Consider the following 14374-nt stretch of genomic DNA (forward strand, 5'->3'; position numbering starts at 1 on the left):
TTTTGACTTCGCTCAGAGAGACAAAAGTCTAAAATTCTTAGAAATCTAAAACTCTAAATGAAAAAAATATATTTTGCTTCAGATCAGCATTTTGGTGCACCGACTCCAGAATTGAGTCTTCCGCGTGAGAAAAAATTCGTGGCCTGGTTAGATGAGGTTAAAGAAGATGCCGAAGCAATTTTTCTGTTGGGTGATTTATTTGATTTTTGGTTCGAATATAAAACAGTTGTGCCAAAAGGTTTCGTACGTATTTTGGGCAAATTAGCAGAAATTCGCGATAGCGGAATTCCGATTTATTTTTTCGTTGGAAATCATGATTTATGGATGAACGATTACTTTGAAACCGAATTGAATATTCCGGTTTATCATGATAATAAAGAATTTACTTTTAACGGAAAAACTTTTTTAATAGGTCATGGTGACGGAAAAGGCCCCGGCGATAAAGGGTATAAAAGAATGAAAAAGGTATTTACAAATCCTTTTTCAAAATGGCTTTTCCGTTGGCTTCATCCGGATGTTGGAGTAAGTTTAGCACAATATTTATCGGTCAAAAACAAACTGATTTCCGGAGACGAAGATGTTAAGTTTCTTGGAGAAGAAAATGAGTGGCTGGTTTTGTACGCCAAACGAAAACTGGAGACCAAGCATTACAATTATTTCATTTTTGGACACCGTCATTTACCAATGATTATTCCTGTGGGTGAAGATTCTAACTATGTGAATCTTGGCGATTGGATAGGTTATTTTACCTACGGTGTTTTTGATGGTGAAAAATTTGAACTTAAGAAATTCGAAAAATAATTACTTCTTTTTAGTATTCGCATAGATCCCAATTTTATGCGTTCGCAGAGAATAACTTGTTACCGCCGCAGTATTTGATTGCTGAAAGTGTATAGCTTTCGAGTCTTGTTTTGGCATATGGCATTCTACACAATTATTAGCCAACATTGATTTTGAAATTGTTTTTAGTGTTGTCGGAGTATGTTTGGCCGTCTGATGACAGCTCATGCAAATTTTAGAATAAGCAGCCATGTTTTGCGATGAATCCTGATGTGGATTATGGCAAGATGTACAATCCATAGTTTGACTTTGTTTAAAACATTTACTCTGAGAAAGTAATCCTAATTGATTACCATGCACATCAAAATTCAGACTGTCTTTGGTGCCGGGATAGGCTCTAAAATAAGAGTTGAGACTTTCTCCTGGTTTGTACTGAAATCTTGATTTTAATTTTGCCTGATCATTACCAGAATGACACAAAGCGCACGCATCTAGTTTTTGTTGTCTGTTTAGGTTTTTAAAGCCAATGATATTTTGAGCCTGTTTTAAATCAGGAAATTTTAAATGAGTCTGAACATGTTTTTTTGCCGGTCCGTGGCAACGCTCACAATCAATTCCGTAAACTAAAGTTTTCTTGTTCATAAAGTCTTCGACATCCATGGTTAGGAATGTAATACTGTCTGAACTTGTGGTAATAAATCTGCTGCCAATATTTGAACTATGGCAGGCAAAACATTCTTTATCTATTTTTCGTTCAAAATTTGGAATAGTAGCAGAATATCCGGGACTTGTTGCCCAACTGTGTATCGATTTGTAGTATGAAATTGGCAATTCGTATGGATAGTGGTTTTTCCAATAAGCACTGGTTTGCGCATGTTTAGTTCCAAAAATAACGTCAAACGGGTAAGCTTCAACTTCTTTTCCATTTTTATACAAAACCTGATAAAGCGAATCATTACGCTCTTCCATTACTATTTTGATATCCTTGCCGTAAACAAAAGTATTTTTTCCATTTGTAAAATGACCTAAAATGTTCTCTTTTGTTGGTGGAGACGTGGCTTTAAAATGTGAAGTATGTAAAGTCGATTCGTATTGTTGTTGGTGACACTGAATGCAACTTTCAGAACCGGCATAATCGGTTCCGCGTGGATCAATGTATTCATCAGATTTGTTACTGCAATTGGTTAGGGAAATTGCGAGTACAAAAAGTGCAAGAATGAGGCAGCATTTTTTCATTGCCGTAAATATACTTTTTTTTGATTTGAATCAAAATATATTTAAATAATGAAAGATTACTGTTAAAATGTTTCGGATATCTTTAGTTTAATCCGGGACCGTAAACATATTCGTCTAATTCGATTTTAAATAAAGAACCTTCAACTAAGTCTTTAATCGATTTTAATTCCGTCATGTTAACCGCTAAATCTATAGAGGAACAAGGTGTTTTTAATAAAAATTTGTGGCAGGAATATTTTAATTCGCAGGCTTCGCAACAATTGTTTTCGATTAAACTATCTTCAATCAAATCGCAAAACATATTCAATTCAGAAATGGTAAAATAAAAGCCTGTTTCCTTAAAAACCAATTGTACTTTGTCCAGAATGGTTTGATTGTTTTGTTTCCAGTAAAAGGCTATTCCAAAATTATTGTGGTATATCTGTTCTATTTCTCTCATTATAAATCCTTTTATTTGAACAAATATAAATATTATTTATATTAATTCTAAATAAAAAAATCATAAAAGTTTGAAAAATGTTTTCATTGAGCTTACACCTCCAGATGTCAAAAAAAGTTTGGATTTGTTGTGTATGTAAGAGAGGTAGAAATATTCTAGTTCATGCCAGAACCATAAATGTATTCGTTTAGGTTAAGTCGAAACAATGAACCATCGACCAGGTCTTTTATAGAATTTAATTCAATCGGTGATATTTCCAGATCAATGGCAACATAAGGTGTTTTTAATAAAAATTTATCAAATACACGTTTTACGCCGCTTGTATCATAATCATTTTGGTCTGTTACACAGTCTTCAATTAAATCGTGAAATTCATTTAATTCCTGAACTGAAAAATAAAATCCCATTTGTTTAAAAAGCAACTGAATTTTATCTGCTATGATTTCGTTGCCTTCTTTCCAATAGAATGAAATTCCAAAATCGTTTCGGTAGATTTGCTCGATGTCTTTCATGGCAATTTTTTTAGGCCACAAAGATACATACTCTTTGTATTAATACTTGATTAAGAAAAGCATAAAAAAATGCTAAAAAATCTTGTTAATAATTTGATTTTTAGTTGTTTGCTTTTCTTTTTAGAAGCTCAGTTTTTTAATGAACTTATATCCTTTAATGTGGTCTGATAAAAATTATTTCAGCCAATATTTTAGGTAGGAAAGAAATTTTTTCTGCTGGTCAACAAATAAATAATGCGAGCAATTGTCTAAAAAAGCAAAATGTTTTTCTCCTGTTATAGCTTTCATAGAATTAATTTGTGCTGATGAAAAAATGCCGTCATCTTTGCCGTAAATTCCAAAAATAGGAACTCCCGAAGCTTTAATCTGTTTTAAAACAGGTCGGGTATCGATGTTGTTTTGCTTTTCATTTTGATAGAAAAGTAATGGTGCATTTTTGTTTCGGATATTGGTTTTAAAAAAAACACCTGATTCGTAATTATTATAAAACTTTTTTGAGTCTTCGGTTGGTTTTGGCATTTTAAAAAAGCCGTTTTCTCCCGCAAGTTCAAAGCAGCCTTTTCTATATTCGGCAGTGTTTTTATTCAGATTTTCGACAGTATTTATTTTCTTTAATTGTTCAGCATCACTGCTGTATTTCTTCTTCAAAGTGTCTAGAATATGGTCGTAAGTTTCCTGTTGTGAAAATAAAGCTCCGGCTAATACCAAAGCACTTACATTTTTTGGATACTTATTGGTGTAAAGTGTAGCGACTAAACCTCCGAAGCTATGACTAAGTAAAACAGCTTTTTTTAAATGATATGTTTTATAAATAGAATTTAAATCCCGAAAAGCTTCTTCATAGGTAAACTTCGCATTAGGATCTGTAGATCTTCCTTCACCTCTTCGATCGTATGCAATGACATAAAAACCTTGATTAGCCAGATTTTGAGCCGTTGTTCCTTCAAATAAAGTTGCGTTGCCGCTTGGACCTCCGTGAATAAAAATTAGAGCTTTATTCTTTTCGTTTCCGTATGTTTTGATATAAAGGTTTTGTCCGTTTGTGAAAAAGGATACTGCAAGTAACAAAGTTGTGAATAAAAACTTCATCTATTCCTGATTATGATGATCATCCATATCTTTTTTAAGATCTAAATTTCTAAACGTAGGAGATATAAAACCAAAGCCTAAAACGGTCAAAAGTGTAATGCTTCCTCCAAAAACAACAGAAGTGACTGTTCCCATTAATTTGGCAGTTGCACCGCTTTCAAAAGCACCTAATTCATTAGAAGATCCAACAAAAATAGAGTTTACAGCACCAACACGTCCACGCATATGATCGGGAGTTTTAAGCTGTAAAATAGTCTGGCGAATTACTACAGAAATTCCGTCTGATAAGCCGCTCAGGAATAAAGCAAAAACAGAAAGCCAGAACGACGTAGAAAGACCGAACAAGATAATAGATAATCCAAAAACAAATATGGCGACTAAGAGTTTCTTTCCTGCATTTTTATATAAAGGGACATAAGCAGAAACAAGCATCGTAATAAAAGATCCTACAGCAGGAGCAGCTCTTAAGATACCAAAGCCTTCAGAACCAACTTTTAAAATGTCTTGAGCAAAAACGGGCAATAATGCCACCGCGCCTCCAAAAAGTACAGCAATCATGTCAAGGGATAAGGCACCTAAAACAATTTGATTTCTAAAAACAAAAGTTAAACCTTCTGTAAGACTGTCTTTTATAGATTCTCCAATTTTTGGGTTTATGATTGGCTTTTTGCTTATTTGTGACAAGGCAATTAAGGAAAGAAGAGAGAACCCGAAAACCAGACACATTGACCAGTGAACGCCAATCCAGTTGATGGAGAATCCAGCTACTGCCGGGCCCATCACAGCTGCAATCTGCCAAACCGAACTACTCCAGGTAGCTGCATTTGGATATGCTTTTTTAGGGATAATCAGAGATAGAAGTGAGAAAATAGTTGGTCCTAAAAAAGCTCTTACCAATCCGCCCAGAAAAACTAAAGCATAGATTGAATATAAAACTACAGTTGGGGATAAATCACCAACAACTTTTGGCCAGGTCAATAAAAACAATCCAAAACTAATTACCGAAAAACCTAGTATACATTTTACCAGTAATCCTTTTTTTTCTCGTTGATCGACAATATGTCCTGCAAAAAGAGCCATTGAAACGGCCGGTATAACTTCCATTAAACCGATAATCCCTAGCGAAAGCGGATTTTTGGTTAAACTGTAAACTTGCCACTCAATTACGATAAACTGCATAGCCCAGGCAAAAACCATGCAGAAACGCAGTAATAAAAACACGTTGAATTCTCTATAACGAAGTGCCTGATACGGATCTGGCTTGTTTGATTTAGTTGTCATTTGTTCTAATGTCTTTCAGCATAAGCTGTGTTGAAATGTTTCCGTTCCATTCATTTTCAGCTATTGTATAAGCGAGCTGAAATGTATTTTGATTTTTTGTAAGATCTATTTTTTTTCCAAGGCCAAAGCCAATGGCAGCAATTCCTTCAGAATTAGTTTGTTTTGCAAATAGTCGTAAATGTTCTTCTTCTGCACCTAAGGTTTTGGCATAACCGGTATCTTTTATATTTGTAGTCATAAAAACCGGCGTCATATTCTGTGGGCCAAAAGGTTCAAATTGTTTTAAAATCCGAATGAGTTTTGGTGTAATTTCCGAGAAGTTTATCTCGGCATCAATCTCGATTTCCGGAGTTCGCATTTCCGGTAGAATAGTGGTTTCAACCTGTTTTTCAAAAGCGGCTTTAAAAGTGGGATAATTTTCAGCTTTTAAAGTCATTCCCGCAGCGTACATATGTCCTCCAAATTGTTCCAGATGTTCAGAACAGGCATCTAGTGCATTGTAAACATCAAACCCTTTTACCGATCGGGCAGAGGCGGCGTATTTATCACCACTTTTGGTAAAAACCAAAGTCGGACGATAATAGGTTTCGATTAATCTTGAAGCCACAATCCCAATAACGCCTTTATGCCAGTCTTCCTGAAAAACAACGGTAGAAAAACGTTCCTGTTCGTTGTTTTCCAAAATCTGCTGAAAAGCTTCTTTGGTTATTTTTTTATCCAGATCTTTTCTGTCCGCATTGTATTGTTCAATTTCTGATGCGAATTGCTGCGCTTGTTCAAAATCAAATTCAGTTAATAATTCAACGGCATGATTACCATGTTTGATTCTTCCTGCTGCATTAATTCGGGGAGAAATGATAAAAACAACATCTGTGATGTCTAAAACTTTCTTTTTTACCTGATGAACCAACGCTTTAATTCCGGGTCTTGGTTCGCTGTTAATGACCTTTAATCCAAAATAAGCTAAAACTCGATTTTCACCCGTAATCGGAACAATATCGGCCGCAATTGCAGTGGCAACTAAATCCAGATACGGAACTAAGTCCTCAATTGTTTCATTTCGATTTCGGCCCAAAGCCTGAATTAGTTTAAAACCAACGCCACAGCCACATAACTCATCATATGGGTAAAAGCAGTCATCTCTTTTTGGGTCTAAAATGGCAACTGCATTTGGAAGGGATTCTCCGGGTCTGTGGTGATCGCAAACAATAAAATCAATATTTTTTGATTTTGCATATGCGATATGTTCAATTGATTTGATGCCACAGTCAAGCGCGATAATTAATGAAAATCCATTATCGTCGGCAAAATCAATTCCTTTATAAGAGATTCCGTAACCTTCATCATAACGATCCGGAATATAAGTAGCAATGTTCGGATAATGTGATTTTAAATAGGAAGAAACCAAAGAAACCGCTGTTGTTCCGTCGACATCGTAATCGCCAAAAACCAAAATATTTTCCTGATTTGCAATAGCCACTTCAATTCGGTCAACGGCTTTATGCATATCTTTCATCAAATACGGATCATGTAGATGTTCTAATGAAGGGCGAAAGAAATTTTTTGCCTGATCAAAGGTTTCAATTCCACGCTGAATCAAAAGTGTTGCTACAAAATCTTCTACATTTAAGGCTTGTGCCAAATGTTTGATTTTATCTTCAGAAGGTTTTGGTTTTATGGTCCAACGCATGGGTTGATTTTAGATTTTAGAGTATAGATTTTAGATTGTAGAAATCGGAAATCGTTTAATTTGATTGGTAATTTTTTTTGCCACAGATTAAAAAGATTATAATGATTATTTTTTTGCCACGAATTGCACCAATTTCCACTAATTAAATTCGTGCTAATTTGTGCAATTCGTGGCAATCTTCATATTAATCTGCGTAATCCTCTTAATCTGTGAATCCCGAAGCTATCGGGAGTGGCAGAATATTTTGTTTTATTTCGCTTCTAAAGCATTTCCTTCAAACTGAATTCCGTCCCAACCTAAGTTGATGAAATTTCTAATGTTTTGATGATTTGCTCCATTTGGATCTCCTAAAACTTCTTCAAAATAAAATGCTCCAAAACACGATAAAGTTTCTTCTTTGCTTAAGTTTTGCAATTTCGCGAACGAAAATAATTTACAAGAACCTGAATTTTCTCCGGCTGCATTATGTTGCGTTCCGTTTTGAAAAGCTGTTGGAGTAAAATTGTAGTTTTCCTCAATTACTGCAATAGTTTCTGGAAATGTTATTTGTGTCGGAGTTTGTTTTACTTTTTCTAAAAAGGCTTGTATGCTCATGATATGTATTGTTTTTCTACTTTGTAGTTTAGGTTTTCTGCCACAGATTAAAATGATTAAAATGATTTTTTGCCACTAATTGCACGAATTTCCACTAATTAAATTCGTGATAATTGGTGAAATTGCTTCGCCTGTTCGCTGTCGCTCGAGTCGTGGCGAAACTTTTTTAATCTGTAATAATGATTTTAATCTGTGGCATAAATAATTTAATCCTCTTCTTCATCCTTAGAATACTTACTTTTCTTGGCTTCTTTTTCTATTGTTTTTCCTGCGACGACAACGACGATTTCGCCTCGTGGTGCGGTTTTTTCAAAATGTGCTAAAACTTCTTTTGCCGTTCCACGCACGTTTTCTTCGTGCAATTTTGATAATTCTCTTGAAACGCAAACTTGTCGGTCTTCTCCAAAATACTGAACAAATTCGGCTAAAGTTTTAACGAGTTTATGCGGAGAAACGTATAAAATCATCGTTCGGGTTTCTTCGGCTAAAGTCAAAAAACGAGTTTGACGCCCTTTTTTATCAGGAAGAAAACCTTCAAAGACAAATTTATCATTTGGTAATCCGCTGTTTACAAGAGCCGGAACAAAAGCTGTTGCGCCTGGAAGACATTCTACTTCAATTTTATTTTCGACACAAGCGCGAGTCAATAAAAATCCTGGATCTGAAATTGCCGGAGTTCCGGCGTCAGAAATCAAAGCAATGTTTTCGCCAGCTTTCAAACGTGCAATTAGATTTTCGGTTGTTTTGTGCTCGTTGTGCATATGATGGCTGTGCATGTGCGTGCCAATTTCAAAATGCTTCAGTAATTTTCCGCTTGTTCGGGTATCTTCCGCCAAAATCAAATCGACTTCTTTCAAAACCCGAATGGCTCTGAAAGTCATATCTTCAAGATTGCCAATTGGCGTTGGAACGATGTATAATTTTGACATAATTTATTTTAATATTTAAACACGAATTACACTAATTAAGACAAATTTTTAATACTTGTAAAATTTCACGAAGCAAATGAATTCGTGTTAATTAGTGTAATTTGTGTTTGTTTTTTTAAGCGAATTTTTTCTCGATAATGCCTAGAAAACGTTCTGCATAATCATCTTTTCCTTCCCAATTGTTATAATCTGGTTTTACCATGTTTTCGATAAATTCCTGTGCTTCTCCATAAGTGTCAAAAGTCAGTAACTGATTTAAAACACGACTGTAATCTTCAGTGCTGTTTCCAAAAAGATTTTTAGTAAAAGCAATTCGGTCATTCAAATCGATATGAAAACCTTTAGCCAGTTTTTCGTTCAGTGTGGCAGTTTTTGTTGCAGCAGGAGTTTCAAGAATGGCAGTTTCAATGCTTTTCTTTTCTGTAAATTCATTGATTGAAGGTGTTGGAGTAGGAGTAACGGCTTCAAAACTATCTACTTTTACAAATTGTGCATCGGCATAGTTAATTCCAAAATCTTCAAATAAAATCGTTGGTTTTGCTGAAGTTTCAATTTTTGGTTCTTCTTTAATTTCGTCTGTAATTTCAGCTTCTTTTTCTAATTCAAAAGCCGGTTTGAAGTCCGGAATTGGGTTTGCGTGATTTACTGTAGTAAAGGAAAGTTCTCCAATGTTGTTTGCAGGTTCTTCTTCTTTTTCAATTTCTTGCTCTGCTTCAGGTTCAATAATCTCATTGACAATTGGAAATATTGTTTGTTCTGCTGTAGGTTCTTCTTTTTCCTCAACAATTGGTTCTGTGATTTCTTCTGGTGTTTCTTCTGAAATTTCCGGTTCATTATTTTCTTCAACCGCAATTACTTCTTCATTAACTGGAGTTTCAGTTTCAATTACAGCAGGAGCTATTTCTTCTTCTTTACTAAAAATGGTTTCCAGTTCAGCATTAATTTCGTTATGTCCAATAGTTGGTTTTATAGTGTCGAAATTTTCTTCTACAAACTTTAAAACAGCTAATTTTTCATATAATTTCTGTGTTTCTGCATATAATTGATTGATATCGGATTTGTTTTTAAGCTTTAAAATTCGATGTGCAATGCTGATTAAATCGGCTTCCAATTTTTTTTTCATAACTGTTGAAATTATAGTGAATAAGGTATTTTAGTGTATTTAATGTCTGAATGTCTTTAATCTGAAAGAAATCCAAAAGATATTTTTTTATTTCTGTTAATAAGCGTTTGCTAAACCCTGATTTGATAAAAATTTTCTACTTTTGAAAAAATGTAAAATAGCACATTTTTACGTCGATTTATTACCAGTACAAAGTAATAAAAACTATTCATTTTTAAAGGCAGAAAAATACAAAATGTTTCTCGAAAATACAGTAAATCACAAAGAACAATTTGGTTGGATTGAAGTTATTTGTGGATCAATGTTTTCGGGTAAAACCGAAGAGCTGATCCGTAGATTAAAACGCGCTCAATTTGCTAAACAAAGAGTCGAAATTTTTAAACCCGCTATTGATACCCGTTATCATGACGAAATGGTAGTGTCTCATGATGCCAACGAAATTCGTTCAACACCGGTTCCTGCTGCGGCTAATATATTAATTTTGGCACAAGGCTGCGATGTAATTGGTATTGATGAAGCGCAGTTTTTTGATGATGAAATTGTAACAGTTTGCAATGATTTGGCCAATCAGGGAATTCGTGTAATTGTTGCAGGACTGGATATGGATTTTAAAGGAAACCCTTTTGGACCAATGCCGGCCCTTATGGCAACAGCCGAATATGTTACTAAAGTACATGCTGTTTGTACCAGAACAGGGAATTTAGCCAATTACAGTTTTAGAAAAACAGATAATGACAAATTGGTAATGCTTGGTGAAACCGAGGAATATGAGCCACTGAGTCGTGCAGCATATTTTAATGCAATGAAGAAAATTCAGGAAAAATAGATATTAATTTTTATTTCAATCTTAAATAAAATGGAAGAAAAGCAAAGCAGAAAAAAACAGAATATTTTATTGTTAGCTGTTATTGGAATTGCAGTTGTTTTAGCTGTTTTTTTTCAATTTTATCTTTCTAAAAATAAAGAGGCGGTAAATACAGAAATTGTTGAATTAGTTGGGAAATACAATAAAAATTGTCCACTAATAATTCAGGAAGGAATTCGTTTGGACAGTGTAAGCTTGCACGAAGAACAAGTTGTTCAATACAATTTGACTTTGTTGAATGTTGAAAATACAACTGCAGATGTAAACCTGATTCAGGATGAAATCGAAAAAAGTCTCTTAAGTACAGCTAAAGCAAATCCCGGTCTTCAGGTTTTTAGAGATAATGATTATACTTTGATCTATAGTTATAGCGATAAAAAGAAGGTGTTTTTGTTTACGGTTAAAATATTACCGGATCAATATAAATAATTAAAAAAATAAACGTTGGTAAACCCGACAGGTTTTTAAAACCTGTCGATTTTTTTTTGATTTAAATCAAAATGCCAACGTAAAACTGGACTGAAGTCCAGCTCTACAATATAATTTGTTCCTTCGGAACTATAAATGAGCCAGAGGCTCGATCCATATTGTAGAGCCGGATTTTAATCCGGTTTGACATGCAATGATTATGTGGAAAAAACAAAGTCCGATAGATTTTAAATCTGTCGGACTTTGTTTTTTAAAATGAACTTATATTTCTTATATGGTTAAAAAAAACTAAATCTTTTTTCTCATTCGAGCAACCGGAATATCTAATTGCTCACGATATTTTGCAATAGTTCTTCTTGCAATTGGATATCCTTTTTCTTTTAAGATTTCTGCCAATTGATCATCTGGAAGCGGTTTCTTTTTGTCCTCTTCTTCAATCGTATTTTTAAGAATCTTTTTGATTTCTAAAGTTGAGACATCTTCACCCTGATCATTTTTCATGGCTTCAGAGAAGAATTCTTTAATCAGTTTAGTACCATAAGGAGTTTCAACATATTTACTGTTGGCAACTCTTGAAATCGTCGAGATATCTAAACCAACCATATCGGCAATGTCTTTTAAGATCATTGGTTTTAGCTTGGTTTCGTCGCCGTCTAAGAAATAATCTTCCTGATAATGCATAATCGCATTCATGGTTACAAAAAGAGTTTCCTGACGTTGTCTAATCGCATCGATAAACCATTTAGCCGAATCCAGTTTTTGTTTGATAAACTGAACCGCATCTTTTTGAGCAGTCGATTTATCACGAGAATCTTTATACGTCTGCATCATTTCCTGATAATCTTTAGAAACGTGCAGGGAAGGAGCATTTCTTCCGTTTAGCGTCAATTCCAGTTCACCGTCAACAATTCTGATGGCAAAATCCGGAACCACATTTTCTGTTACTTTGTTGTTTCCGGTGTAAGATCCTCCTGGTTTTGGGTTTAATCTTTCAATTTCATTAATTGCTTTTTTAAGCTGTTCATTCGAAACACCATATTTCTGAAGTAATTTGTCGTAATGTTTCTTCGTAAATGCATCAAACTGATTTTCGATAATGTCAATTGCCAAATCAACATATTCAGTTGGCGTTTTATGCTTCAGCTGAAGCAATAAGCATTCCTGTAAATCTCGCGCACCAACTCCTGAAGGTTCCAGTTCGTGGATTACGGTCATCATTTTTTCGACCATTGCTTCATCAGTATAAATTCCCTGAGTAAAAGCCATATCGTCTACAATGTCCGGAACACTTCTGCGGATGTAACCCATATCATCAATACTTCCAACAAGGAATTCGGCGATTTCGCGTTCTTCGTCATTCAAAATAAAAGTATTCAGCTGATTGATTAAATCCTGATGAAAACTAATTGGCGAAGCAAAAGGTGTTTCGCGTTCTTCATCTTCACTGTAATTGTTAACCTGAGTTTTGTAATCAGGTGTATCGTCGTCGCTTAAGTATTCATCAATGTTAATATCATCTGCTTCGATTCTGTCAGATTCTGCATCATCATAATCGTCGTAGTCTTCATTGGCAAATTCATCGGCTTCGTATTCTTCTTCTTTTCCAGCTTCAAGAGCCGGATTTTCGTTCATTTCTTCCAATAAACGTTGTTCAAAAGCTTGCGTAGGCAATTGAATTAACTTCATCAGCTGTATTTGCTGTGGAGATAATTTTTGGGATAATTTTAAATTTAAAAATTGCTTTAGCATATAAAAAGTTGCTAAGGTACTAAGGCACTGAGGCACTGAGTATCTTATGTTGACGAATTAAATTCGCGATTGAATTATTTTATTTATATTTTAAAAACTTAGAACCTTAGTATCTCAGTACCTTAGAACCTCAGATTAAAACTCTGCACTTCCTGGAGTTCTTGGGAAAGGAATTACGTCTCTAATGTTTGTCATACCAGTAACAAACAATACCAAACGCTCAAATCCTAAACCGAAACCTGCGTGAGTTGCAGAACCAAATCTTCTGGTGTCTAAATACCAGTATAATTCTTCTTCATCAATTTCCAGAGCTTTCATTTTCTCAACCAAAACATCGTAACGCTCTTCTCTTTCAGAACCTCCGACAATTTCTCCAATTCCAGGGAAAAGGATATCCATTGCACGAACTGTTTCTCTGCCTGGTTCTGTGTTGTCGTTCAAACGCATGTAAAACGCTTTAATATTTGCTGGGTAATCAAATAAAATTACCGGACATTTAAAGTGTTTTTCAACCAAGTAACGCTCATGTTCTGATTGTAAATCAGCTCCCCATTCGTTGATGATATATTGAAATTTTTTCTTTTTATTTGGAGTTGAATCTCTCAAAATGTCGATTGCTTCTGTATAAGAAACACGTTTGAAGTTGTTTTCTAAAACGAAGTTCAATTTCTCTAACAAAGCCATTTCGCTTCTGTCTGCCTGTGGTTTTGATTTTTCTTCTTCTAAAAGTCTTCCTTCTAAAAACTTCAAATCATCCTGACAATTGTCCAAAGCATATTTAATTACATACTGAATAAAATCTTCAGCCAAATCCATGTTGTCATCAAGATCGTTGAAAGCAACTTCTGGCTCGATCATCCAGAATTCTGCCAGGTGACGAGAAGTGTTTGAATTCTCAGCTCTAAAAGTTGGTCCAAAAGTATAAATCTGACCCAAAGCCATAGCAAAAGTTTCACCTTCTAACTGCCCAGAAACCGTTAAGTTCGTATGTTTTCCAAAGAAATCTTTTTTGAAATCAATGTTTCCTTCTTCATTTTTTGGAAGATTATCCAAAGGCAATGAAGTTACCTGAAACATTTCTCCTGCACCTTCAGCATCAGCTCCAGTGATAATTGGCGTGTTTACATATACAAAACCTTTATCCTGAAAGTATTTATGAACTGCATAAGACAATACCGAACGCACACGCATAATTGCACCAAAAGCATTTGTACGTACACGCAAGTGAGCATTTTCACGTAAAAATTCTAAAGAGTGTTTTTTAGGCTGCATTGGGAATTTCTCCGCATCAGAATCTCCAAGGATTTCAAGTTTGTTTACCTGAATTTCGTATTTCTGACCTGCACCTTTACTTTCAACCAAAGTTCCAATTACAGAAACTGCAGCTCCCGTTGTGATTCTTTTTAGAGTCTCTTCCGGTGTATTTTCAAAATCAACAACACATTGTATATTATTAATGGTAGAACCGTCATTAAGTGCGATGAACTGATTATTTCTAAAAGTTCTCACCCATCCTTTTGCATTAACCTCCTGAAGCGTCGTAGTACTGTTTAATAAGTCTTTAACCTTTGTGTGTCTCATTTTTATATATAATTGATATTAAATAATATTCGTTTTGAACAACTGCAAATATAATCGATAATAATTAATTTTTGTAG

The 14374-nt window shown here is 34.6% G+C and carries 14 protein-coding genes; 3 read left to right on the forward strand and 11 right to left on the reverse strand.

The features are described from left to right. The first annotated feature begins 57 nt into the window (after positions 1-57). On the forward strand, positions 58-801 hold the full coding sequence (locus OLM51_RS04520) for a UDP-2,3-diacylglucosamine diphosphatase (RefSeq protein WP_264553208.1): 744 nt from the start codon (positions 58-60) through the stop codon (positions 799-801). Here the strand turns inward: OLM51_RS04520 and OLM51_RS04525 are convergent, their stop codons facing one another. From OLM51_RS04525 to OLM51_RS04565, 9 genes are all read right to left on the reverse strand, one after another. Further along, the gene (locus tag OLM51_RS04525) at positions 802-2016 is read right to left on the reverse strand and encodes a cytochrome c3 family protein (RefSeq protein ID WP_264553209.1); all 1215 of its coding nucleotides are present in this window, start codon (positions 2014-2016) and stop codon (positions 802-804) included. Positions 2017-2098: 82 nt separating this feature from the next. Beyond that, on the reverse strand, positions 2099-2455 hold the full coding sequence (locus OLM51_RS04530; protein WP_264553210.1) for a hypothetical protein: 357 nt from the start codon (positions 2453-2455) through the stop codon (positions 2099-2101). A 155-nt stretch (positions 2456-2610) separates the two neighbouring features. Beyond that, a complete protein-coding gene (locus tag OLM51_RS04535) occupies positions 2611-2967 on the reverse strand; it encodes a hypothetical protein (protein ID WP_115887464.1) in 357 nt (118 codons plus the stop codon). 174 nt (positions 2968-3141) lie between these two features. Beyond that, positions 3142-4056 (reverse strand): alpha/beta fold hydrolase, encoded by a 915-nt coding sequence (locus OLM51_RS04540; RefSeq protein ID WP_264553211.1) that lies wholly within the window; start codon positions 4054-4056, stop codon positions 3142-3144. Then, on the reverse strand, positions 4057-5337 hold the full coding sequence (locus OLM51_RS04545) for an MFS transporter (protein WP_264553212.1): 1281 nt from the start codon (positions 5335-5337) through the stop codon (positions 4057-4059). After that, positions 5327-7027, reverse strand: coding sequence for a single-stranded-DNA-specific exonuclease RecJ (gene recJ, locus OLM51_RS04550; protein WP_264553213.1), 1701 nt, complete (start codon positions 7025-7027; stop codon positions 5327-5329). The genes OLM51_RS04545 and recJ overlap by 11 nt, the downstream gene beginning before the upstream one ends. Positions 7028-7276: 249 nt before the next feature. Then, entirely contained in the window at positions 7277-7621 is a 345-nt protein-coding gene (locus OLM51_RS04555) for a HopJ type III effector protein (protein ID WP_264553214.1), read from the reverse strand. A 206-nt stretch (positions 7622-7827) separates the two neighbouring features. Beyond that, entirely contained in the window at positions 7828-8550 is a 723-nt protein-coding gene (gene rsmI, locus OLM51_RS04560) for a 16S rRNA (cytidine(1402)-2'-O)-methyltransferase (protein WP_264553215.1), read from the reverse strand. Between the two features lie 115 nt (positions 8551-8665). Then, complete coding sequence (locus OLM51_RS04565; RefSeq protein WP_264553216.1) at positions 8666-9673, reverse strand: hypothetical protein; 1008 nt, start codon at positions 9671-9673, stop codon at positions 8666-8668. Between the two features lie 235 nt (positions 9674-9908). Here OLM51_RS04565 and OLM51_RS04570 point away from each other — a divergent pair, with 235 nt between their 5' ends. Then, positions 9909-10499 carry a thymidine kinase gene (locus OLM51_RS04570; RefSeq protein ID WP_035653260.1) on the forward strand — a complete coding sequence of 197 codons (591 nt, stop codon included), beginning with the start codon at positions 9909-9911 and terminating at the stop codon, positions 10497-10499. A gap of 30 nt (positions 10500-10529) precedes the next feature. Next, positions 10530-10967: a hypothetical protein gene (locus OLM51_RS04575; protein WP_264553217.1), complete on the forward strand. Its 438-nt coding sequence runs from the start codon at positions 10530-10532 to the stop codon at positions 10965-10967. A gap of 288 nt (positions 10968-11255) precedes the next feature. Here the strand turns inward: OLM51_RS04575 and rpoN are convergent, their stop codons facing one another. Together rpoN and asnS are read right to left on the reverse strand one after the other, a co-directional pair. Next, a complete protein-coding gene (rpoN, locus tag OLM51_RS04580) occupies positions 11256-12716 on the reverse strand; it encodes an RNA polymerase factor sigma-54 (RefSeq protein WP_264553218.1) in 1461 nt (486 codons plus the stop codon). A 135-nt stretch (positions 12717-12851) separates the two neighbouring features. Beyond that, positions 12852-14297 (reverse strand): asparagine--tRNA ligase, encoded by a 1446-nt coding sequence (gene asnS / locus OLM51_RS04585; RefSeq protein ID WP_264553219.1) that lies wholly within the window; start codon positions 14295-14297, stop codon positions 12852-12854. Between the last annotated feature and the right edge of the window lie 77 nt (positions 14298-14374).

The sequence above is a fragment of the Flavobacterium sp. N2038 genome (genome assembly GCF_025947185.1).
Lineage (GTDB): Bacteria > Bacteroidota > Bacteroidia > Flavobacteriales > Flavobacteriaceae > Flavobacterium.